We start from the raw sequence: 22006 nt of genomic DNA on the forward strand, positions 1-22006 counted from the left end.
GGGTGCCAGGCCGATAGCCTGGCACCATGCCCGAGTTCATCTACACCATGACCCGTGCCCGCAAGGCGCACAACGAGAAGGTCATCCTCGACGACGTCACGATGTCGTTCTACCCCGGCGCCAAGATCGGCATGGTCGGCCCGAACGGCGCCGGCAAGTCGACGATCCTCAAGATCATGGCCGGGCTGGACCAGCCGAGCAACGGCGAGGCGCAGCTGGCCAAGGGTGCCTCCGTCGGCATCCTCCTGCAGGAGCCGCCGCTCACCGAGGACAAGACCGTCCTCGGCAACGTCGAGGAGGGCCTGGGCGAGATCAAGGCCAAGCTCGACCGCTACAACGCCATCTCCGAGGAGATGACCGAGCCCGACGCCGACTTCGACGCCCTCATGGCCGAGATGGGCTCGCTGCAAGAGGAGATCGACCACGCCGACGCGTGGGACCTCGACTCCCAGCTCGAGCAGGCGATGGACGCGCTGCGCTGCCCGCCGCCGGACGCCGACGTCACCGTCCTGTCCGGTGGTGAGCGCCGTCGCGTCGCGCTGTGCAAGCTGCTGCTCTCCAAGCCCGACCTGCTGCTCCTCGACGAGCCCACCAACCACCTCGACGCCGAGTCGGTCCTGTGGCTCGAGCAGCACCTCGCCGCCTACCCCGGCGCCGTCGTCGCCGTGACGCACGACCGGTACTTCATGGACAACGTCGCGCAGTGGATCGCCGAGGTCGACCGCGGCCGGCTCTACCCCTACGAGGGCAACTACTCGACCTACCTGGAGAAGAAGCAGGAGCGTCTGCAGGTCCAGGGCAAGAAGGACGCGAAGCTCGCCAAGCGCCTCGCCTCCGAGCTCGAGTGGGTCCGCTCCAACGCCAAGGCGCGGCAGACGAAGAGCAAGGCCCGTCTCCAGCGCTACGAGGAGATGGCTGCGGAGGCCGAGCGCACCCGCAAGCTCGACTTCGAGGAGATCCAGATCCCGCCGGGCCCGCGCCTGGGCAGCAAGGTCATCGAGGTCCACGACCTCACGAAGGGCTTCGGCGACCGCGTCCTCATCGACGGCCTGAGCTTCACCCTGCCGCGCAACGGCATCGTCGGCGTCATCGGCCCCAACGGCGTGGGCAAGACGACGCTCTTCAAGACCATCGTCGGCTTCGAGCAGCCCGACTCCGGCACCGTCGACATCGGCGACACCGTCGAGATCAGCTACGTCGACCAGAGCCGCGGCGGCATCGACCCGGAGAAGTCGCTGTGGGAGGTCGTCTCCGACGGTCTCGACCACATCCAGGTCGGCCAGGTCGAGATCCCCAGCCGCGCCTACGTCAGCCAGTTCGGCTTCAAGGGCCCGGACCAGCAGAAGAAGGCCGGGGTGCTCTCCGGTGGTGAGCGCAACCGTCTCAACCTCGCGCTGACGCTCAAGGAGGGCGGCAACCTGCTGCTCCTCGACGAGCCCACCAACGACCTCGACGTCGAGACCCTCGGCTCGCTCGAGAACGCCCTGCTCGAGTTCCCGGGCTGCGCCGTGGTCATCAGCCACGACCGGTGGTTCCTCGACCGCGTCGCGACGCACATCCTCGCCTACGAGGGCACCGAGCAGTCGCCGGCGAGCTGGTACTGGTTCGAGGGCAACTTCGAGGCCTACGAGAAGAACAAGGTCGAGCGCCTCGGCGAGGACGCGGCCCGCCCGCACCGGGTCACCTACCGTCGACTGACGCGCGACTGACCCGCCTCACGACGACGACGGCCGCCGCCGCCCACCCGGGCAGCGGCGGCCGTCGTCGTGCGGCGGGGTAAGGGGCGTCAGCCCCGGTAGAGCTCGCCGAGGGCGTCGTCGAGATGCGGGTGCTCGAAGACGAAACCGGCGTCGGCGAGCACCTGCGAGGTGCAGTGCCGACCGGTGAGGGCCAGCGCCGGGTCGGAGCGGAGGGCGACCGCCCCGACGCGCAGCAGGGCGGCCGGGGTCGGGGGAGCCGCCGGCCGGCGCAGCACCCGGCGCAGGGCGGCCATGAGCTCGGCGTTGCGCACCGGCTCCGGCGCGGCGGCGACGACCGGCCCGTCGGGCAGCGTCGTGTCGGGCTCGAGGCCGAGCGCGGCCCGGGCGACCCGCACCCAGTCGTCGCGGTGGATCCAGCTGAACCACTGCCGCCCGGACCCGACCCGCCCGCCGAGACCGGCCCGCGTGAGGCGGGCGAGGACCTGCAGCGCCGGGGCGTCGCGGTCGAGGACGATCGAGGTGCGCAGCAGGTGCACGTGCTCGGCGCGCGCTCCGTCGACGGCTGCCTCCCACGGCTGGGCCACCCCGGTCATCTGGGGCAGGCCGCCGTCGGCGGGCAGCGGGGTGGTCTCGGTGATGCGCTCCTCGCCGCTGTCGGACCAGATGGCGGTCGTTGAGGCCTGCAGCCAGCTGACGAGCGGGCGCTGAAGCTGCTGGCTGGCGCTCACGAGGGCGTGGGTCGGCTCGACGCGGGAGGTGCGCAAGGAGGCGATGTTCGCAGGGGAGGGACGCACGTCGACGAGACGGCCGGCGAGGTTGACGAGCGCCACGCCGGCATCTGCGGTCGCCTCGAGCTCGTCGGCCCAGGCACCGACGGTGCGGCCGTCCCACTGCACCTGCCGGTACGGGAGGGAGGCGTCGGGCGACCGGGTGAGCAGGACGACCTCGTGCCGGTGGCGCAGCAGGTCACCGGCGAGGAGCCGGCCGAGCGCCCCGGACCCGCCCGCGACGACGACCTTCACCCGCGACGGGTCGGGGGAGAGGCCGCACTCGAGGGCGAGGCGGGCGGACGTCGTCGAGAAGTCCTGCGCCAGCGCGCCGGCGACGCCGAGCACGACGGCCGGGGTCATCGCCCCGTGCACCGAGACGACCTGCTCGAGCCGGGTCGCGTCGTCGACCGCGTCGAGGGTCCAGCGCACCCGCATCTCCCCGGTCGGGTTGGGCTGGCTGATCTCGAGGACGCGGCCCTCCTCGTGCGCGGTGACCTGCAGCGGCGGCGCGGTGCGCTCGTGCAGGGCGCGGAAGGCCCGGCTGCTCAGGGAGTACGAGCCGGTGGCACCCACGGCGACGGGCCCGTCGAGCCTGGCCCCGGACACCGCCGGCTGCCACCGCGACCAGCGCGAGAGGTCCGAGATCACCGACCAGACCTGGGCGGGGGGGAGGTCGAGCTGGGCTGAGGTCGTCCGGGTCCACGCCATGCGGCCATCCTGTCCCACGCCGTAGCGTGGCCGGCATGAGCGGGCTGCACGAGTTGCTGGCAGGACGGGACCTCGTCGAGGACGAGGAGCTCCGTGGGGACCTCGCGGAGCAGGAGCGGCTCGAAGGGGTGACCTTCGTCGGGTGCACCATCACCGGCTCGGTCTGGGCGCACGCGGTCGTCGCGCGGTGCCGCTTCGAGGACTGCACCTTCGAGGGGGTGGACCTCTCGGGCACCCGTCTGCCGGACACCGTCCTCGACGGCTGCCGTCTCGTCGACGTCCGGGCCCTCGGCGCCGCCTGGAGCTCCTTGGCCCGCCCGACCATCCCGCCGGACCCGAGCACGTGGACCGGCTGCCGGCTCGACCTCGGCTCCTTCGGTGGCGCGGACCTCACCGGCGCCCGGTTCGAGCGCTGCTCGCTCGTCGAGGCCGATCTCGACGGCGTGGTCCTGCGCGGTGCCCGGCTGGACGACTGCGACCTGCGGGGGACCCGGGTCATCCGGGCCGATCTGCGCGAGGCCGACCTGCGCGGCAGCCACGGCTACGTCCTCGACCCGCGCGACAACGAGGTCGCGGGGCTGCAGGTCGACCTCGTCGGCGCGGTGGGGCTGCTCACCCCCTTCGGCATCGAGGTGGGCTGACCCGACCCGGTCAGGACCTGCTGGCCGCGGCCCAGGTCGCGGCGAGCTGGCGGGCGAGCCGACGCAGGTCCTGCGGGGCGTCCGCCATCGCCTGCTCCAGGGTCACCGGGCCGGGGGCGGCGGCGAAGACGGCGGTCACACCGGCGCCCACGAGCCGGTCGACGTCCGGGCCGAGCTGCCCGGCGACCGCGATCGTGGGCACCCCGTGCCGCTGCGCGACGCGCAGCACCCCGACGGGGGTCTTACCCGACAGGCTCTGCCCGTCGAGCCGTCCCTCGCCGGTGACGACGAGGTCGGCGCCACGCACATGGTCCTCGAGCCCGACGGCCTGCGCGACGAGGTCGACTCCGGTCGCGAGGCGCCCTCCGAGCAGCGCGACGACCGCGAAGCCGATGCCGCCCGCGGCCCCTGCACCGGCGACCTCGGGATCGGCGCGAGGGTGGTGGCGCTGCACCACGTCAGCCAGACGACGCAGGGCGTCGTCGAGCCGGTCGACGTCCGCGGGGTCAGCACCCTTCTGCGGGCCGAAGACCGCCGCGGCACCGCGGGTCCCGCACAGCGGGTTGTCCACGTCGCACGCGGCGACGAGGTCGACCTCCCGCAGACGCGGATGAGCCCCGGACAGGTCGACGGTCGCGAGCTCGGCGAGCCCGTCGCCACCGGGCGGGATCGTCTCGCCCCGGTCGTCGAGCAGCCGGATGCCCAGCGCCTGGCACAGACCGGCACCGCCGTCGGTCGACGCGCTCCCGCCCAGCCCCAGCACGACGCTGCTCACGCCGTCGTCCAGGGCCCGGGCGAGGAGCGCGCCGGTGCCGTAGGACGACGCGCGTCCGGCGTCGCGCAGCCCGGGCTCGACGAGGGCGAGGCCGGTGGCGGCGGCGACCTCGACGACAGCCGTCCGGCCGTCGGGCAGCAGCGCGTAGGTCGCGGCGACCGGGCGCCCGAGCGGGTCGGGCACCTCGAGCGCGCGCCGCGTGCCACCGGTGGCGCCGAGCACCGCTTCGACGGTGCCCTCGCCGCCGTCGGCCATGGGGACCTCGACGACGGTCGCCGACGGGTCACCCTCGCGCCAGCCCTGGGCGAGCGCTGCGGCGACGGCGGGGCTGCCGAGGCTCTCCTTGAAGGAGTCAGGGGCGATGACGACTCTCACGGGCCGCCTGCTCACACGACGACGAGCGAGAGGACCCAGACGACCGCGATGGCGGTGAGACCCTGCACGAGGGTGGCCATCGTCTGCGCCCGGTAGGCCTGCTTGACGCTCATCCGGCTGAACTGGCTGACCACCCAGAAGTAGCTGTCGTTGGCGTGCGAGACGGTCATCGCGCCGGCGCCGATCGCCATGACGACGAGGACGCGGCCGAGGTCGGTGTCGAGACCGAGGTCTCCGACGAGCGGTGCCATGAGCGCCGAGGTCGTCACGAGGGCCACGGTCGAGGAGCCCTGCGCGGTCTTGAGCGCCGCGGCGACGAGGAAGGGGACGAGGACCCCGATGCCGAGCTCGGAGAGCTGCTCGCCGAGGTAGGTCCCGACATCGGTCGCGGTGATGACAGCGCCGAAGGCGCCGCCCGCACCGGTGATGAGCAGGATCGGGGCGGCGGCGACGATGCCCTCGCCGACGCGCTCCTCGAAGGCCGCCATGAAGCCGCGCCGCGGCAGCAGGGCGAGGGAGCACACGAGCCCGATGAGGAGGGCGACGACCGGCAGGCCGACGAAGCGCAGGACCCCGGTGGCGGTGGAGCTGCCGAGCGGCGCGCTCGGCAGGGCGGCGATCGACCCGAGCATGATGAGGACGAGCGGGACGAAGATCGGGGCGAAGGCCGCGCCGGGGCTGGGCAGCCGTCCGGCGGACTCACGCATGCTCTCGAACTCGCGGATCTTCTCCTCGACCTCGGCCGAGCTCACGCCGTCCGGGGTCTCGTGGCGGAAGCGGGTCGCCCACAGGTTGCCCGCGACAGCCGAGACCGCGGCGATGGGCAGGCCGACGAGGATGACGAGCCCGAGCTGGCTCTCGAGACCGAGGTTGCCGGCCGCGGCGATCGGTCCGGGGGTCGGCGGCACGAGGGTGTGCGTCGCGTACAGGCCGGTGGCCAGGGCGACGGACATCGCGACCGGCGAGGTGCGCGCCCGGGTGGCGATCGACTCCTTGAGCGAGTTGAGGATGACGTACCCGGAGTCGCAGAAGACGGGGATCGAGACGATGTAGCCGATGACCGAGACGGTGATCGTCGGGTGCTTCTCGCCGATCTTGCGCACGACGAGGTCGGCCATCGTGATGGCGGCACCCGACTTGTCGAGGACGACCCCGATGATCGTGCCGAGCGCGATGACGAGGCCGATGTTGCCCAGGGTCGTGCCGAAGCCGGTGCTGATGATCCCGATGAGCCCGGGGTCCTCACCGACGGGCAGGAGCGGCAGCGTGAAGGCGAGCCCGCCGAGCAGGGCCGCGAGGAGCAGCGCGAGGAAGGGGTGGAGCTTGAGCACGCTGGCGGCCACGACGAGCGCGACGACCACGCCGACGAGGATGACGACGTCGACCATGGGAGGCCTCCTTGCCTTGAGTCGCGCCCGGGCCGTGGGGCACGGCGGGCGTCGGGACGTCCGGGTGACCGGACCCGGACAGCGTGGCGGACACCGCTCGCGTCGACCATGGTCGACTGCACAGGGATCGGTGATCTGATGACCCCTTCGCGATGCATCTGCACACCAGACGGCTAGCGTCTCCTCGTGACCACGCTGACCGCGGCCCTCGCCGCCCGGATCGTCGAGCGGACGATGGCGGTCGTCGCCCGCAACGTCAACGTCATGGACGAGCGGGGCGTCATCCTCGCGAGCGGGCAGCCCGACCGGGTGCACACCCGGCACGAGGGCGCGCTGCTCGCCGCCGAGCAGGACCGCACGGTCGTCATCGACGACGTCCACGAGCTCTTGCTCCGCGGGGTGCAGCCGGGGGTCAACCTGCCCCTGCACCACCGCGGCGCCGTCGTCGGGGTCGTCGGCATCTCCGGGCCGCCCCAGGAGGTCGAGGTCCTCGGCGACCTCATCCGCGTCACCGCCGAGCTGATGGTCGAGCAGGCCGCGGCGCTCGAGGTCGGTCGGTGGCGCGAGCGACGGCGGGAGGACTTCCTCGTCGCGGCCGCGGGCGGCCTGCTCGACGAGGACGCGACGACCGAGATGGCCGAGACGCTCGGCTGGGACCTCGCCCTGCCCCGCAGGTGCACCGTCCTGCGGCCCACGGGCGAGGCCCACGTCGACCTCCTGGCGCTCCAGCGCAGGGTCGCCGGTCTGCTCCCGGAGCAGGCGGGCGCGGCGCGGGTCGGCGCCGTCGGTGACCAGGAGCTCGCGGTGTGGTGGCCGGCGGGTCCGTCACCGGTAGCGGCCCTCGGGGCGCTGCCGGGCACCGCCGTCGTGACGGGCGAGGAGCACAGCGGTGGCGAAGGGGTGCACCGCGCCTTCGTCTCCGCGCACGAGTCCCTGCGGGTGACCACCCTGCCGGGCGGGGGCTACGACCCCCAGGACCTCGCCCTCCTCGCCCTGCTCGTCGGGCTGCGGGGCGACTGGCGCGGCGCGGGTGTCGCCGCGCCGTGGCGACGCCTCGTCGAGCAGGACCGCCACGGCGAGCTGCAGCGCACGGTGCGCTCGTGGCTCGCGCACGACCTCGACGTCGCCCGGTGCGCGGCGGACCTCCACGTGCACCGCAACACCCTGCGCCTGCGGCTGTCCCGCGTGGAGACGATCACGGGGCTCGACGTGCGGCGCGTGCCGTCGCTGCTCCAGCTCTACCTCGGTCCGCTGCTCGACGAGGGACCCGTCTCGAGCTGAGGGGCGTGGTCTCGACCTGTACCGGAGCGGTCAGCGGCGCACGAGCGCTGCGGACTGCCGCGCCGACCACGTCCGGTCGGCGGCGTCGATGCTGCGCCGCGAGCCCAGGTCGACACCGGCGCGCTCGGCGGCCCGGCGCACCCTCGGCGAGTCGAGGTCGGGCAGCCGCATCCGCTTCGGGGTGATCGTGCGGTCCTGCTCGGCATAGCCGCGCTGGCGCTGCGCCTGCTCGCCGGCGAGGGAGTCGGCGCGCTGCACGGTCGTGCTGGTGGCGCGCACCGTCGTGCCGGTGAGCGGCGTGCTGACGAGCGGGGTGTACCCGCTGCGGTGGCCCGCGACGTTCGGGTGGTAGCTCTCGCTGATCGGGCTGGAGAGCCCGTTGAGCCACTCGACGTCGTCGCACACGGCGTGACCGGTGAAGGCGCTCGTGGGGTTGGCGAAGGCGAAGCCCCGCGCGCTCGCCGCCGTGCGGATGCGCGAGTTGAGCAGGTCGGCGGTCGCGTTGAGGCGGCTCTGCTCGGTGGGGGAGAACCACGTGAGGGCGTTGCAGTCCTCGCCCATGAAGATCCGGGGGTAGCCCACGACGACGACGGTGGCGTCGGGGGCCTTGGCGCGGATCGAGCCGTAGAGCGTGCTGAGCCGGCCGGGCAGGGTGCCGTTGATGAAGGTCGTCGCCTTGTCGATCGCGGCGTTGCAGCTGCTCGCCCAGGCCGGCAGAGCGCACTCGGTGAGCACGTCGGCGAAGCCCGCGTCGTTGCCGCCCACGGAGATGCTCACCCGGCTCGTCGTCGTGCTGAGCGCGGAGAGCTGGGTGCTCGTGACGTCCGCCGTCGTCGCCCCCGAGCAGGCCCGGAAGTTGAGGTCGAGACCGCGTGCGGAGGCGATGAGCGAGGGGTAGGCCCGGGCCGAGCGCTGGCACGACGTGCCGTCGGCGAGGTAGTCGCGCGTGCCGGTGCCCGAGGAGTAGGAGTCGCCGAGGGCGACGTAGCCACCGGTGGCCGCGGCCCCGGCGTCGGTGACGGCCAGGGTGCTCACGAGGGTGAGGCTGGCCAGCGTGGCGAGGGTACGGACAGGGCGCACGGCATCTCCTTCGACGCGGGGTTCCGTCGCACCGTAGGGCAGCCCCGGCGGCTGCGGTCGAGCCCTTGCCAAGTCCGGGTGAAGTCGTGACCGGCCCCATACCGTGACCTCGTCGACCCCCCTTCGCGACCCGGATCAGGGCGCTCCGCTCTGCCATGCTCGCCTGATGGCGACGACGACAGCCCCGGACAGCTCCGAGCACGACACCAGGCTCAGTCGCAGCATCACGACGACGCTGCTCTTCTTCTTCATCGTCGGTGACACCCTCGGTGCCGGCATCTACACGCTCGTGGGCACGATGGCCACCGATGTCGGCGGGATGCTCTGGCTCCCGCTCGTCATCGCGCTCGTGCTGGCGCTGCTCACGGCCGGCACGTACGCCGAGCTCATCACGAAGTACCCCCACGCCGGAGGAGCCTCGCGGTACGCCGACCGGGCCTTCGACAAGCCCTTCGTCACCTTCATCATCGGCTTCCTCATGCTGTCCTCGGGCATCACGACGTCGGCGGCGCTGGCCAACGCCTTCGCCGGCGACTACCTCGCCTCGTTCTTCGGCGACGAGAGCCTGCCCTCGTCGGTCGCCATCCCGGTGCGGCTGGTCTTCCTCGCTGTCCTCATCGCGGTCAACCTGCGCGGGGTGCGCGAGTCGCTGTCGGCCAACGTCGTCTTCACCTGCATCGAGGTCTCCGGGCTCGTCCTCGTCATCGTGCTCGCGGCGATCGTCTTCGGCAGCGGCGACGGCGACCCCAGCCGCATCCTCACCCCGGCCTCGGACACGCCGCTGCTGAGCGGGGCCTTCGCGGCGTCGATCACCGCCTTCTTCTCCTTCCTCGGCTTCGAGGCCGCCGCCAACATGGCCGAGGAGGTCAAGGAGCCGACCCGGGCCTACCCGAGGGCCCTCTTCGGCGCGATCCTCACCGCCGCCACGGTCTACCTGCTCATCGCGCTCGGAGCGGCGATCGTCGTCGACCCCACGACGATGGCGGAGTCGACCGGACCGCTGCTCGAGGTCGTCAAGGCATCGGGCATCGGCGTCCCGTCCTGGCTGTTCTCGGCGATCGCGCTCGTCGCGATCACCAACGGCGCGCTGCTCTTCATGGTCATGGCCAGCCGCGCGACCTACGGGCTCGCCGAGGTGGGCCTGCTGCCGAGCGTCTTCGGCAAGGTGCTCGAGGGCCGTCGCACCCCCTGGGTCGCGATCCTCGTGGTAGGCGGCGCGACGATGGCCATGAGCATGATCGGCGACGTCAGCCAGCTCGCGGACACGACGGTGCTCCTGCTCGTCCTCGTCTTCATCTCGGCCAACGTCTCGGTGCTCGTCCTCAAGAAGAAGGACTCGGTCGACCACGACCACTTCACCATCCCCAGCGTCGTGCCGGTCCTCGCCCTGCTCGCCAGCCTGCTCCTGCTGACCCAGATGGAGTCGACGGTCTGGCTCGTCGGTGCCGGCTACCTCGTCGTCGGCGTCGTGCTCTTCCTCGTCGCCCGCGCCACGCGCAAACGTGAGGTCGCGTCCGAGGGCACCATGGAGGACCGCGTCTAGGGCCCGGCCCTCTCCGAGCATCACCCGGCCACCCGGTCAGCGGAAGTCCCGCGACCGGGTGGCTGCTGCGACCGGCAGGCGCTCGAGCCGGTCGGCGACGACGTTGATCGCGCCGGAGCGCCGCTCGAGCGTGCCGCGCACGAGCAGCGCGGAGGCCGTGCGCGAGTGCGGTCGGTAGCGGCGGAAGACCCCGACCGAGCAGATGACGTTGATCATCCCCGTCTCGTCCTCGAGGCTGAGGAAGGTCACGCCCTGCGCGGTCGCGGGCCGCTGACGGTGGGTGACGAGACCGGCGACCGTGACCCGCTGGTCGCTCTCGGCGGTGCGCAGCTCCTGCGCGGAGAGCACCCCCATGCTGTCGAGGAAGCCGCGCTCGTGCGCGATCGGGTGGTCGCCCGTCGCGATGCCCGTCGACCACAGGTCGGCGACGGTGCTCTCGCGCGCGCTCATCTCCGGCAGCTCCGGCGCCCCGACGTGGGGGGTGACGACCTCGAGCTGGCCGGGCCGCTCGCGCGCCGCCGCCCCGGCGCCCCACAGCGCCTGGCGACGGGTCAGCCCGAGCGCGTCGAAGGCCCCGGCCGTCGCCAGCGCCTCGACCTGCGGCGCGGTGAGCTCGACCCGCCGGGTGAGGTCGACGAGCGAGACGAAGGGGCCGTTCGCCTCGCGCTCGGCGACGACCCGCTCCGCCGTCGGCACGTCGATGCCCGTGACGTCGCTCAGCCCGAGCCGCACCCGCAGGTGGGCGTCGCGCCGGTGGGCCGCACCGGGCTCGGGGGCGTCGGGGTCGAAGGGAGGGATCGCCGGCTGCTCGCGCTCGAGGCAGCTCTCCATCCCGCTCGGGCGGACGTACCCGCCGGCAGGGGCGGGTCCCCCTTCGCCTGGCAGGTCCTCCTCACCCGCCCACCGGGGCACCTCGCCGCCCGCCTCGAGATCGGCGTGGACCGAAGAGGCGAGCAGGCACGGGCGGGCGACCTCGACGCCGTGCCGGCGGGCGTCGGCGACGAGGGTCTGCGGCGAGTAGAAGCCCATCGGCTGGCTGCGCAGCAGCCCGGCGAGGAAGGCCGCGGGGTAGTGCAGCTTGAGCCAGCTGCTCGCGTAGACGAGCAGCCCGAAGGACAGGGCGTGGCTCTCGGCGAAGCCGAAGTTCGCGAAGGCCTCGATCTTGGCGTAGATGTCGTCGGCGACCTCGCCGGTGATGCCGTTGGCGGCCATGCCCTCGTAGAGCCGCTCGCGCAGGCTGGCGATCTTCTCGACCCCCCGCTTGGAGCCCATCGCCCGGCGCAGCAGGTCGGCGTCGTCACCGGTGCACCCGCCGACGGCGACCGCCATCTGCATGAGCTGCTCCTGAAAGAGCGGGACGCCCATCGTGCGCTCGAGCACCGGCACGAGCTTCGGGTGGAGGTAGGTGACCGGCTCGGCACCGGTGCGCCGGCGGATGTAGGGGTGGATCGCGCCGCCCTGGATGGGGCCGGGCCGGATGAGCGCGATCTCGACGACGAGGTCGTAGAAGCGGCGCGGCAGCAGCCGGGTGAGCGTGCCGATCTGCGCCCGGCTCTCGACCTGGAAGACGCCGATGGAGTCGGCGCGGCACAGCATGTCGTAGACGGCCGCCTCCTCCTTGGTGATCCGCTCGAGGCTCCACTGCTCGCCGAGGTGGTGACGCAGGTGGTCGAAGGTGTGCTGGATGCAGCCGAGCATCCCCAGCCCGAGCAGGTCGAACTTCACCAGTCCCATCCACGCGCAGTCGTCCTTGTCCCACTGCAGGACGGTGCGGTCCTCCATCCGGGCCGGCTCGATCGGGCAGACCTCGCTCACCGGTCGCTCGGTGAGCACCATGCCGCCGGAGTGGATGCCGAGGTGGCGGGGGGCGCCGAGCAGCTCCTCGGCGAGCTCGACGACGGGGGCGGGGATGTCGTGGTGGCCGTCGAGGACCTCACCCCACCCGTCGATGGTCTTGCTCCACGCGTCCTGCTGGCCCGTCGAGTGGCCGAGCGCCTTGGCGACGTCGCGCACCGCCGAGCGGGGGCGGTAGGTGATGACGTTGGCGACCTGCGCGGCGTTGACCCGGCCGTAGCGGGCGTAGACCCACTGGATGACCTCCTCGCGGCGGTCGGAGTCGAGGTCGAGGTCGATGTCGGGCTCCTCGTCGCGGGTCGTCGCGAGGAAGCGCTCGAAGGGCAGGTCGTAGTAGATCGAGTCGATCGCCGTGATGCCCAGGGCGTAGCAGACCGCGGAGTTGGCCGCCGAGCCGCGGCCCTGGTGCAGGATCCCCTGCTCGCGGGCGAAGGCGGCGATGTCGTGGACGATGACGAAGTAGCCGGCGAAGTCCTTGGTCTCGATGACCGAGAGCTCGCGCTCGATCCGCTCGTGGTGGGCGGCGGTCGCGTGGGGGTAGCGCCGCGGCATGCCCCGGGCGACGAGCTCGCGCAGCCACGACATCGCCGTGTGGCCCTCGGGCACGTGGTGCTGCGGCAGCCGCGGGGTGGCCCGGCGCAACGAGAAGGCGCACTCGGCGGCGACGTCGACGGTGCGCTCGACCGCGCCGGGGATGTGCCCGAGCAGCCGGTGCATCTCCTCGCCGGAGCGCAGGTGGGCCGCGCCGGTGCCGGCGATCCAGCCGTCGAGCTCGTCGAGGCTGCGCCGGGCGCGCACCGCGGCGACGACCTGGGCGAGCCGGGCGGCGTCGGGCCGGGCGACGTGCGCCCCCGTCGTCGCGACGACCGGGGCGCCGGCCCGACGGGCGACCTCGGCGAGGGCGTCGGCGAGGTGGTCGTCGCCGGGCAGCCCACGATGGCTCACCTCGACGAGCACGGCGTCGTGCCCGAAGGTCTCCTGCTGGGCGCGCAGCGCCCGCTCGGCGGCGTCGAGGTCGAGGGGCCCGACGGGGGACCCGCCCCCGCCCGGTCCGGCGAGGGCCCGGCGCACCGCGCCCTTGCGACAGCCGGTGAGCACGACGACATGACCGGCCAGCTCGTCGGCGACCCGGCGCAGGTCGTGCACGGGCCGGCCCTTCTCTCCGGCGAGCTGCCCGGTCGTCAGGGTGGCGGAGAGGCGGTGGTAGCCCTCGGGCCCGCGGGCGAGGAGGAGGAGGTGCTCGCCGACGGGGTCGGCGACCCCGGCCTGCGGCTCGGGCAGCCCGAGGGAGAGCTCGGCGCCGAAGACCGTGCCGAGGTCGTGGCTCTCGGCGGCCTCGGCGAGGCGCACCGCGCCGTAGAGCCCGTCGTGGTCGGTGACGGCCAGCCCCGTGAGCCCGAGCCGCACCGCCTCCTCGACGAGCTCCTGGGGGCTGCTCGCGCCGTCGAGGAAGGAGAAGTGCGAGTGCGCGTGCAGCTCGGCGTACGGCCGGGTCGACCCGGGACGGGGCCGGTCGATGCGCGGGGGAGGGGTGTACGCCTCGCGCTTGCGCGACCACCCCGGCGCGTCGCCGCCGTCGGGCCACGGCAGGCCCTCGCGGGTGAGCCGGGTGTCGGAGAGGACCCGCTCGAGCTGCGACCAGCTCTGCTGGGGGTTGTGCCAGCCCATCAGGAGACCTCGGGCGAGATGTCAGTCATACCGGGCCTCGGTCCACCACTGCCCGTCGGCGTGCAGGAGCAGCCAGGCCTGACCGGTGACGTCGACGACCTGCAGGCGCGCGGTGCGCCGCCCGTCGGGCGCCCACCAGCGCTCGTCGGCGGGCCAGGGCCCGGCCCACCCCTGGACCGGACGGGCCGGGCCGCCCGGGGTCGCCCGGACCGTGGCGGGCGAGGCGCTCACGGCCCCGCGCTCGGTGACACCGACGAGATGGCCGCCGCGGTCGAGCAGCTCGGCGGGGGCGGGGGCGGTGTAGACGCTCGCCGGCGCGGGCGCCGGCAGGTGCCCGGGCCAGGGCGCGTCGTCGACACGTGGCGCGGCCACGCCCCACGGGACGAGCCGCTGCCGCTCGGCCGGCCCCCGCCCGCCGACGGGCTCGGGCCGACCGACGGCGTCGTGCCCGAGGGCGGACTGGATGCGCGAGGCGGCCTGGCGCACCTGCTCGCCGGCCGGGTCCGACCACAGCCCGTCGGCGACGGCGGTGACGTCGGCGGTCTCGTCGGGCACGAGACGCACCTCGCTCACCGGGGCGCCGGGGGCCTCGGCGTCGAGGGTCCACGCGAGCCGGTCGAGCAGCGCCGCGGCGTCGAAGAACCGGGGATGGGCCCAGCGTCGCTGGAGCGTGCGCCCGGAGTCGGTGACGACCTCGACCCACACCGCGGTGCACACGAGGTGCTCGCGCTCGAGGGAGTCGACGAGCCGCTGCGCGGCCGCGCCGGCACCGGTGACGACCTGCTCGGCGCGCCGCAGCGCGTGCTCGAAGTGCGCGCTCTCCTCATGGGTCGCCGGTGGCCGCCGGGGCAGGAAGGTCGCGTCCTCGAGACCCCGCGCCGTGCGGTGGCAGCGCACCCCGCGCTCGCCGAAGCGGGCCCGCACGTCGGCCTCGTCGAGCAGGGCGAGGTCGCCGAGGGTGCGCAGCCCGAGACGGCGCCACAGGTCGGCGAGATCGGGCTCGCCGAGGGCGGTGACGGGCAGCGGCGCGAGGAAGTCGGCGGTCTGCTCGCCGGGCAGCGCCGCGCAGTCCTGGGCGTCGGTGACGCGGGCGACCTGCTCGGCGGCGAAGACGGTGTCGGCGACACCGGCCCGCACGTCCTCGACCCCGCGCCCGACGAGCCGCTCGCACAGCAGCGCCCCGACCGGCACCTCGCCGCCGTGGAAGCGGGCCGGGCCGTCGACGACGAGGGTCGCCGTGCCCGGACGGACGACCTCGACCCCGGCGACGACCTCCTCGAGGTCGGGCAGCAGGCTGGCGAAGAGCCGCTCGTCGGCGCCCGGGTCGTGGGTGAGGGTGAGCAGCTCGGGGCAGCGGGACTGCGCCTCGCGCACGCGCAGCCCGCGCCGCACGCCGAGCCCGCGGGCCGCGGCGGAGCAGGCGTGGATCTCCCCCTTCGCCACGAGGCCGATCGGCTCGCTCAGGCGAAGGGGGGAGCCCTCGCCCGCGTCCCAGACGGCCGCGCGGACCGGCCAGTCGGGGCACCACAGGACGAGCCGGCGGCCGCCGGTGGCGAGCGCGGTCGTGCCGGTGCGCACGGCGGCGCGGGCCATCAGCTGGCCGCCTCGAGCAGCCCGCGTCGGTCGCGCCGCGTGGCGTCGTCGCTCGCGCCCGGCAGGCCGACGAGGCCGTCGGGCCGCTGGACGAGCGCCACCTGACGGACGGGGGCGCTGCGCGGGCGGACCTCGGCGACGAGCTCGCGGCCGAGCAGCCGGCCGCGGCCGTCGGCCAGACCGGTCCACGACTGCGAGAGCACGCGCACGCTCGCCTCGACCCCGGGCCACCGGGTCTGCTCGCCGGGGGCGTCGTCGAGCAGGACGACGAGGGCGGCGGAGCGGGCGCGCAGCCGGGCGGAGAGCCGCGTGACGTCAGCGCGCGACGGCGTGTGCGGCGGGCGGACGGCGACGAGGGGGAGGGCCTCGACGAGGGTCGCGGTCGTCTCGACCCAGGTCTCGCCAGGGGAGGGCACGGCGAGGGTGCGCTCGAGGTCGAGACCCAGCCCGCGGGCCGACTCGACGCCGAGGTCGGGCAGCCCGACGAGCCCGCACCAGCGGCCCTGCGCCGAGCCGCCGGCGAGGAGGCTGAGGAGCAGGGTGTGCGAGCCGTGCACCGCGTAGGTGCAGCCCGCGACGAGCCCGCCGGGGACGAGCGCGTCGACGACCGCGGAGCGCGAGAGCGGCTCTCGGGTGCTCGTCGTACGCTCCATCGCACGCACCCGGTCTCTCAGGGCGGCGATGTCGATCTCGGGCATGACGTCATCGAACACCTGTTCGACTGGCGTGGTCAACCTCGCGTCCACCCCGTGCGCCGAGCGGCCGGATAGCCTCCAGCCATGCCCCCGCGGACGCCCCGATGAGCCTGCTCGAGCCGACCCCGTGGCTCGTGCTGCTCGCCGGTGCGCACCTCGGCTTCCAGCTGACGGTCGACCGCGTCGTCTACCCGGCGCTCGTCGAGGTCGGGCACGAGCAGTGGGCCGGTGCCCACGCCGCCCACTCGCGCCGGATCACCCCGGTCGTCGCCGTGATCTACCCGCCGCTCGTCCTCGTCGTCGCGTGGCAGCTCGTCGCCCACCCGGCCGTCGCGGCGGGCTGGCTCGCGGCTGCCGGGACGCTCGTCGCGGTCGTCACGACGGCGCTCGTCGCGGCCCCGACCCACGGTCGTCTGGGCCGGGGGGCCGACGAGCAGGAGCGTGCGCGTCTGCTGCGCCGGCTGGCCCGCGCCGACCACGTGCGCACCGCCGGTGCGCTCGTCGCCGTGGCCGGCGCGGTCCTCCTCATCGCCTGAGCGTCGGGCACATCTGGCCCTCGCATCGAGTGAGCACGAATCGCCGTCACGCCGATGACGTAGCGGCGATCCGCGCTCACCGGGCCGAGCCGTGCGACGGGCGCCGCGTCTGGTCAGGTCGTGCGGGCCTCTCGTCGCCGGGCGAGCAGCCCCCGACCGGCGTCGATCAGCACGAAGACGAGCAGCGAGATCCCGACGAGCGGCAGGGCCAGGCCGACGACGAGGGCCACCGCCGCGACGCCCGCGAGCCCCCACCACGGGGCCCGGGCGAGAGCGCCGCGCGCCGGGGCGCGTCCGCCGACCCGTCCGGGCCGGGTGGTCCCCCGTCGCCACCACATCGCGTAGCCCCACACGACGCTCGCCGCGATGCCGCACGCGAGGACAAAGAGTGCCACCTGGTTGGCGACGCCGAAGAGGGCGCCGATGTGCAGGTCGATGCCCCAGCGAGCGAGCTTGGCGACGAAGGGGTGCTCGGCGAAGGTCACCCGGTCGGTCACCTCGAGGGTGTCGCCGTCGACGGCGACGGTGTCGACCTCGGTGGGGTAGGCGGCCCGGATCTCACGGACCACCCACGCGCTGCCCTCCGCCGCCGGGGCGGAGACCTCGACCTGGCCGGCGTCGATGCCCGCCTGCCGGGCCGCCCCGAGGACCGTGTCGAAGCTCACCGGTGCGACGCGCGGGGCCTCACCGGACCCGCCGTCGCCGTGGTGGCCCGCGTGGTGCGCACCCGCCGCGGCCGTCCCGCCCGACAGCTCGGTGTCGAGGGCCGGTGCTGACCAGCCCAGCTGCGCCCGGAGGTCGGTGACCCGCTCGCCGGCGAGCTGCGACCACGTGATGCCCGTCGCGGAGAGCCCGAGCGCCCCGACGAGCACCCACGCGCCGACCGCGGCGTGCCGGTCGCGGGTGCGCCGGTAGCCGGCCCGTCCTCGTGGGGGCAGGAGCATCTCGCGCAGCCGCCGGGTGCGCCGCAGCCGGCGCACCCACAGGCCGAGACCGGCGAGGGCGACGACCCACAGCCACGAGGCGGCGAGCTCGCTGTAGAGCCGCCCGGGCTCGCCGAGGTGGAGCCCGCGGTGCAGCTGGTCGACCCAGGTGCGTACGGGCAGCGCGCCGCTCGTGCCGTAGACGGTGAGGTCGCCGCGCACGGCGTTCGTGTACGGGTCGACGAAGATCGCCCGGCTCTCGCTCTCGCCGAGACCGGGGGCGGCGAACATCACCCGCGTCGTCGACCCGGCGTCGGGGGCGGGGCGCACGGCGGCGACGCGCTCGCCGCCCGTGTACGCCTGGGCCGTCGCCACCTGCTCGGACAGGGGGCGGTGCACGCCGGTGCCGTCGGTGCTCAGCTGCTCGGCGTAGACGACGCGCTCGATGCTCGGCGTCAGCGCGTAGATCGCCCCGGTGAGCGCGGCGACGAGGACGAAGGGGCCGACGAGCAGCCCGGCGTAGAAGTGCAGCCGCAGGAGCAGCTGCGGCAGCCATCCGCGGGCGGGGCGGTCGCGCCCGGGTGGCGCGGCAGATGGCAGGGGTGGGGTGGGGGAGGTCGTGCTCGACGTGGTCGTCGACATGGGGGGTCGCTTCCTGGTACGTCGCCGCCCGGGCTGCCGGGTCGGCGCGATGACGAAGGGGGAGCGCTCGCGCGACGAGAGGCCGTCGCGGTGCGCGGGTGGCGAGACCGGCCGTCCATGCTGGGCACGGCAGGTGTCGCCGACGACCCCTCGCCGGAGGCGGGGGTCAGGCGAAGGAGTCGGCGAGGCCCGACGGCGGGCCCCTGCGGCTGATCTCCTGCGCGAGCTCGACGAGCCGGGCGGTCGGCAGCGCGCGGGGCGCGGGGGCCGGTCGCACGTCGGTGCCAGGTCGGGCGAGGTGCACCGGGGCGGGAGGGGCGAGGAAGGCCGCGACCGCCAGGGCGAGCACGTGCAGCCGGCGCGACACCTCCTCGCCGCGGTGCAGCGCCGCGGTCGTCACGACGGCCGCGACGAGGTGCGCGAGCCACATCGAGCTCGAGGGCATCGTGTGCGCGCCGGTCGTGGTCGTCGTCAGCAGGGCCTCGCCCTGGGCGGTGAGCCCGAGCTGGCCGAGGTGCCCGGTCTGACGCACGTGCTCGAGGTGACCGGCACCGCCCGGGGCCGCGCCGAGCGAGAAGAGGGTGTGGAAGAGCAGCTGGCTCACGGCCACCGAGGAGCCCAGGCGCGGCAGGGCCGGGCGCCACCGGGCGAGCAGGGTGCACGCGGGCACGGCGAGGGCTAGCGGGACGACGACCCCGAGCACGTGCGGCACGGCGCCGCCGGCCAGGACGTGCGAGCACAGGGCGACCGCGGTGGCGAGCGCGGCGGCCGCGCTCCCGCGCGCGATCGCGCCGCCCCGGCTGGTCATGCGGTGATGATGGCAGAGGTGGGCCGGGCGCGCCGGTCGGGCGCGATCAGCCCGGGTGGGGCGAGGCGCCGACGAGCCGGAGGGCGAGCGCGCCGTAGGTCTGCTCGATCTGCTCCGGGGTCTGCTGCACGCCCGGGTGGTACCAGCGGGCGACGTCGACGACGAGCGAGAGCAGCGCGAGCGCGGCCGCGTGGGTGTCCTCGACCTCGAAGTCGCCCGAGGCCACCCCTTCGTCGACGACCCCGCGCACGACCGCGTCGATCTCACGACGCAGGGTGAGCACCTCGTGCTGGTGCTCGGGGGAGAGGTGGCGGAACTCGTACTGGACGATCCGGGCCACCTGGTGCTGCTCGGCGTGCCAGCGGGCGAAGGCGCCGATCATCGAGCGGAGCGTCTCGGCCGGGGCGCTCGAGCGCGCGGCGGCGCGGGCCAGCGCGTCGCGGGCGACGGTGTGCCCCTCGCGGGAGAGCTGGAAGAGCAGGTCCTCCTTCGAGGCGAAGTGGACGTACACGCCCGCGGGGGACAGCCCGGCCCGAGAGGCGATGTCTCGGGTCGTCGTCGCGTGGAACCCCTTCGCGCCGAAGGCATCTGCCGCCGCCTCGTAGAGGCGGGACACGGTGGGCGACTCGCTCGACGGCGTCGCGGATGAGGTGCTCGTCACTTGCCCAGCATGCCCGGCGACGCCTACGCTAAGCAAGCGCTTAGCCATGCTGGGCGCGTCCCGACCACCGCGAGCGAGAGGCCATCAGGCATGCCCCGCAACATCTACGACGAGGACCACGAGTCCTTCCGCGCCTCCGTCAAGGAGTTCGTCGAGCGAACGCTCGTCCCCCGTGCGGAGGAGATGATCCGCGAGCACCGGATCCCGCGCGAGGTGTGGCTCGAGGCGGGCAAGCAGGGCTTCTTCGGCCTGACGATCCCCGAGGAGTTCGGCGGCGCGGGCATCGACGACTACCGCTTCAACGCCGTCCTCGCCGAGGAGCTCGCAGCCTTCAACGCCGCGACCGCGTCGTGCTTCGGCATCCACTCCGACATCACCGCGCCGTACGTCGTCGCGCTCGGCACCGAGGAGCAGAAGCAGCGCTGGCTGCCGACGGTCGTCACCGGCGAGACGATCCTGTCGATCGGCATGACCGAGCCCTCCGGCGGCTCCGACCTCGCCGCGCTGAAGACGACCGCCGTGCGCGCCGACGACGGCTCGGGCGACTGGGTCATCAACGGCAGCAAGACCTTCATCACCAACGGCCACCAGTGCGACCTCGCGGTCGTCGCCGCGCGGACCGACCCGACGAAGGGGGCCAAGGGCATCTCGCTCTTCGTCCTCGAGGCCGGCGACGCGGGCTTCACCAAGGGCAACCCGCTGGACAAGATCGGTCAGCCCGAGTCCGACACCTCCGAGCTCTTCTTCGACGACGTGCGCGTGCCCGCCGACCGCCTCCTCGGCCCCGAGGGCATGGGCTTCGTCGCGATGATGCAGAAGCTGCCGCAGGAGCGCCTCGGCAACGCGATCGCCAACATCGCCGGCGCCGACCAGATCCTGCGCGAGACGATCGCGTACACGAAGGAGCGCAAGGCCTTCGGCCAGCCGATCGGCACCTTCCAGCACAACAAGTTCAAGATCGCCGAGCTCGTGACGAAGGTCGAGGTCACGCAGGCCTACGTGGACGACTGCGTCACCGCGCACGCGCAGGGCCGTCTCACCGCCGTCGACGCCGCGAAGGCCAAGTGGTGGGCCGCCGAGGTCCAGTGCGGCGTGCTCGACGAGTGCGTCCAGCTGCACGGCGGGTACGGCTTCATGACCGAGTACCGCGTGGCCCGCGCCTGGCGCGACGCCCGCGTCCACAAGATCTGGGCCGGCACGAACGAGATCATGAAGGAGCTCATCGGCCGCGACCTCGGGCTCTGAGGAGGGCGCAGGGGAGGTCGTGGGCGAGGAACGAGCCCGCGGCCGAGCCGGAGTCGACGAAGAGCCCGCAACGACTCGGGCTCTGAGGAGGGCGCAGGGGAGGTAGGCCTCCTGATTCGAGGAAGGACCGTCACCTCGAGGTGACGGTCCTTCTTCGAATCACCGGCGAAGGGGGGTCAGTCCCTGGTCCGCGCGGCCCAGATCGCGCCGACGTGGGTCGCGTCGGTGCCGCAGCACCCCCCGACGACCTCGAGCGCCGGCAGCGAGCGCTCGAGCTCGACGTGGGCCGCGGCGAGCTCGGCCGGGTCGCCGGGGTCGAGGCTCGTCATCGCGTCGAGCTCCTCGTGGCTGCGCTCGGAGGCGTTGACCTTGAGCCCACGCACGCGGTCCCACGGCCCGCTCAGCCCGGCGGCGACGTGCTGCGGGTGGGCGCAGTTGACCATGTACGCGTCCGGAGCGGCCTGGGTGTCGGTGGCCTCGACCGCCTCCTGCAGGCTCGTCCCACCGGGCAGGCGCCCGTCGACCTCGACGGTCCAGCCCACCCACACGGGCACCCCGACGTCGCGCGCCGCGCGCACGACGCCGACGGCCTCGCCGACGTCGGTGAGCGTGAGCACCTCGACGTGGTCGGCGCCCGCCCCAGCGAGAGCCGCGACCTGCGGGCGGTGGTACTCCGCGGCCTCGTCCGGGTCGACCCGTGCCCCCGGCCGGTAGCCGTCGCCCCTCGGGCCGAGCTGCCCCACGACCCGCACGGCCGGGACGCGGTCGGACCACTGCTCGCCGATCTCGCGCAGCAGGGCGACCGCGTCGGCGTTGGCGGCGGCGAGGGCCGAGGCGTCGTCGCCGAGGAGGTCGCCCCAGTCGCTGCTCGCCCGCCAGGTCGGCGTCTCGAGCTGCAGCCCGACGCCGTGCCGCTCCGCGACCTGCGCGTAGCCCTCGTAGTAGTGCCGGAGCAGGTCGCGGCCGTGCGCGTCGCGCAGCAGCACGTAGGCCGCGAAGTGCGGCAGGTCCACCCCGTGGTGGTAGATGAGGTCGGTCTCCAGACCCCCGTCGCTGACGTGCTGCATGGCGATCCCCTCCCCGTCGGCCCCCCGACCAGGCAGTGTCCCGCTCGGCGGGC

17 protein-coding genes are annotated in these 22006 nt (G+C 74.1%); 6 read left to right on the forward strand and 11 right to left on the reverse strand.

From position 1 onward, the window contains the following. Positions 1 to 26: 26 nt before the first annotated feature. Complete coding sequence (ettA, locus tag EEW87_RS01205) at positions 27 to 1709, forward strand: energy-dependent translational throttle protein EttA (RefSeq protein WP_123090992.1); 1683 nt, start codon at positions 27 to 29, stop codon at positions 1707 to 1709. 77 nt (positions 1710 to 1786) lie between these two features. Here the strand turns inward: ettA and EEW87_RS01210 are convergent, their stop codons facing one another. Continuing rightward, positions 1787 to 3178 carry a DUF1731 domain-containing protein gene (locus EEW87_RS01210; RefSeq protein WP_123090991.1) on the reverse strand — a complete coding sequence of 464 codons (1392 nt, stop codon included), beginning with the start codon at positions 3176 to 3178 and terminating at the stop codon, positions 1787 to 1789. Between the two features lie 35 nt (positions 3179 to 3213). On the opposite strand from EEW87_RS01210, the gene EEW87_RS01215 reads away from it, so the two are divergent. Beyond that, positions 3214 to 3819, forward strand: coding sequence for a pentapeptide repeat-containing protein (locus EEW87_RS01215; protein WP_123090990.1), 606 nt, complete (start codon positions 3214 to 3216; stop codon positions 3817 to 3819). A gap of 10 nt (positions 3820 to 3829) precedes the next feature. Here EEW87_RS01215 and EEW87_RS01220 read toward each other — a convergent pair whose 3' ends face one another. Further along, positions 3830 to 4969: a glycerate kinase gene (locus tag EEW87_RS01220; protein WP_123090989.1), complete on the reverse strand. Its 1140-nt coding sequence runs from the start codon at positions 4967 to 4969 to the stop codon at positions 3830 to 3832. An 11-nt stretch (positions 4970 to 4980) separates the two neighbouring features. Then, on the reverse strand, positions 4981 to 6357 hold the full coding sequence (locus EEW87_RS01225; RefSeq protein WP_123090988.1) for a GntP family permease: 1377 nt from the start codon (positions 6355 to 6357) through the stop codon (positions 4981 to 4983). A gap of 186 nt (positions 6358 to 6543) precedes the next feature. On the opposite strand from EEW87_RS01225, the gene EEW87_RS01230 reads away from it, so the two are divergent. Beyond that, a complete protein-coding gene (locus EEW87_RS01230; protein ID WP_123090987.1) occupies positions 6544 to 7638 on the forward strand; it encodes a sugar diacid recognition domain-containing protein in 1095 nt (364 codons plus the stop codon). A 30-nt stretch (positions 7639 to 7668) separates the two neighbouring features. Here EEW87_RS01230 and EEW87_RS01235 read toward each other — a convergent pair whose 3' ends face one another. Continuing rightward, a complete protein-coding gene (locus EEW87_RS01235; protein ID WP_123090986.1) occupies positions 7669 to 8718 on the reverse strand; it encodes an SGNH/GDSL hydrolase family protein in 1050 nt (349 codons plus the stop codon). 166 nt (positions 8719 to 8884) lie between these two features. On the opposite strand from EEW87_RS01235, the gene EEW87_RS01240 reads away from it, so the two are divergent. Then, on the forward strand, positions 8885 to 10261 hold the full coding sequence (locus EEW87_RS01240) for an APC family permease (RefSeq protein WP_123090985.1): 1377 nt from the start codon (positions 8885 to 8887) through the stop codon (positions 10259 to 10261). A 36-nt stretch (positions 10262 to 10297) separates the two neighbouring features. On the opposite strand, the gene EEW87_RS01245 is transcribed toward EEW87_RS01240, so the two are convergent. From EEW87_RS01245 to EEW87_RS01255, 3 genes are read right to left on the reverse strand one after another with little or no spacing between them, the layout of a single operon-like run. After that, positions 10298 to 13783, reverse strand: a complete 3486-nt coding sequence (locus EEW87_RS01245; RefSeq protein WP_123090984.1) for an error-prone DNA polymerase — start codon at positions 13781 to 13783, stop codon at positions 10298 to 10300. Between the two features lie 21 nt (positions 13784 to 13804). Then, entirely contained in the window at positions 13805 to 15376 is a 1572-nt protein-coding gene (locus EEW87_RS01250) for a DNA polymerase Y family protein (RefSeq protein WP_123090983.1), read from the reverse strand. Continuing rightward, positions 15376 to 16074 (reverse strand): hypothetical protein, encoded by a 699-nt coding sequence (locus tag EEW87_RS01255; RefSeq protein WP_148041522.1) that lies wholly within the window; start codon positions 16072 to 16074, stop codon positions 15376 to 15378. Before EEW87_RS01255 ends, EEW87_RS01250 begins: the two co-directional genes overlap by 1 nt. A gap of 101 nt (positions 16075 to 16175) precedes the next feature. On the opposite strand from EEW87_RS01255, the gene EEW87_RS01260 reads away from it, so the two are divergent. Further along, positions 16176 to 16607 (forward strand): DUF1772 domain-containing protein, encoded by a 432-nt coding sequence (locus EEW87_RS01260; RefSeq protein WP_123090981.1) that lies wholly within the window; start codon positions 16176 to 16178, stop codon positions 16605 to 16607. Between the two features lie 113 nt (positions 16608 to 16720). On the opposite strand, the gene EEW87_RS01265 is transcribed toward EEW87_RS01260, so the two are convergent. The 3 genes from EEW87_RS01265 to EEW87_RS01275 all read right to left on the reverse strand — a co-directional run bounded on the left by EEW87_RS01265 (position 16721) and on the right by EEW87_RS01275 (position 19641). Then, positions 16721 to 18172, reverse strand: coding sequence for a PepSY-associated TM helix domain-containing protein (locus EEW87_RS01265; protein WP_123090980.1), 1452 nt, complete (start codon positions 18170 to 18172; stop codon positions 16721 to 16723). A gap of 166 nt (positions 18173 to 18338) precedes the next feature. Then, on the reverse strand, positions 18339 to 18980 hold the full coding sequence (locus tag EEW87_RS01270; protein WP_123090979.1) for a hypothetical protein: 642 nt from the start codon (positions 18978 to 18980) through the stop codon (positions 18339 to 18341). Between the two features lie 46 nt (positions 18981 to 19026). Further along, complete coding sequence (locus tag EEW87_RS01275; protein WP_224766963.1) at positions 19027 to 19641, reverse strand: TetR/AcrR family transcriptional regulator; 615 nt, start codon at positions 19639 to 19641, stop codon at positions 19027 to 19029. Between the two features lie 90 nt (positions 19642 to 19731). Here EEW87_RS01275 and EEW87_RS01280 point away from each other — a divergent pair, with 90 nt between their 5' ends. Further along, positions 19732 to 20886, forward strand: a complete 1155-nt coding sequence (locus EEW87_RS01280; protein ID WP_123090977.1) for an acyl-CoA dehydrogenase family protein — start codon at positions 19732 to 19734, stop codon at positions 20884 to 20886. Positions 20887 to 21062: 176 nt separating this feature from the next. On the opposite strand, the gene EEW87_RS01285 is transcribed toward EEW87_RS01280, so the two are convergent. Then, complete coding sequence (locus tag EEW87_RS01285; protein ID WP_123090976.1) at positions 21063 to 21953, reverse strand: homocysteine S-methyltransferase family protein; 891 nt, start codon at positions 21951 to 21953, stop codon at positions 21063 to 21065. Positions 21954 to 22006 lie beyond the last annotated feature (53 nt).

Source organism: Janibacter melonis, assembly GCF_003721155.3.
Lineage (GTDB): Bacteria > Actinomycetota > Actinomycetes > Actinomycetales > Dermatophilaceae > Marihabitans > Marihabitans melonis.

Bases quoted from the DNA above. Each gene is read 5' to 3' on its own strand.
- ettA (WP_123090992.1), top strand. From the start codon at position 27: ATGCCCGAGTTCATCTACACCATGACCCGTGCCCGCAAGGCGCACAAC.
- EEW87_RS01210 (WP_123090991.1), bottom strand. From the start codon at position 3,178: ATGGCGTGGACCCGGACGACCTCAGCCCAGCTCGACCTCCCCCCCGCC.
- EEW87_RS01215 (WP_123090990.1), top strand. From the start codon at position 3,214: ATGAGCGGGCTGCACGAGTTGCTGGCAGGACGGGACCTCGTCGAGGAC.
- EEW87_RS01225 (WP_123090988.1), bottom strand. From the start codon at position 6,357: ATGGTCGACGTCGTCATCCTCGTCGGCGTGGTCGTCGCGCTCGTCGTG.
- EEW87_RS01240 (WP_123090985.1), top strand. From the start codon at position 8,885: ATGGCGACGACGACAGCCCCGGACAGCTCCGAGCACGACACCAGGCTC.
- EEW87_RS01245 (WP_123090984.1), bottom strand. From the start codon at position 13,783: ATGGGCTGGCACAACCCCCAGCAGAGCTGGTCGCAGCTCGAGCGGGTC.
- EEW87_RS01250 (WP_123090983.1), bottom strand. From the start codon at position 15,376: ATGGCCCGCGCCGCCGTGCGCACCGGCACGACCGCGCTCGCCACCGGC.
- EEW87_RS01255 (WP_148041522.1), bottom strand. From the start codon at position 16,074: ATGCCCGAGATCGACATCGCCGCCCTGAGAGACCGGGTGCGTGCGATG.
- EEW87_RS01260 (WP_123090981.1), top strand. From the start codon at position 16,176: ATGAGCCTGCTCGAGCCGACCCCGTGGCTCGTGCTGCTCGCCGGTGCG.
- EEW87_RS01265 (WP_123090980.1), bottom strand. From the start codon at position 18,172: ATGTCGACGACCACGTCGAGCACGACCTCCCCCACCCCACCCCTGCCA.
- EEW87_RS01270 (WP_123090979.1), bottom strand. From the start codon at position 18,980: ATGACCAGCCGGGGCGGCGCGATCGCGCGCGGGAGCGCGGCCGCCGCG.
- EEW87_RS01280 (WP_123090977.1), top strand. From the start codon at position 19,732: ATGCCCCGCAACATCTACGACGAGGACCACGAGTCCTTCCGCGCCTCC.
- EEW87_RS01285 (WP_123090976.1), bottom strand. From the start codon at position 21,953: ATGCAGCACGTCAGCGACGGGGGTCTGGAGACCGACCTCATCTACCAC.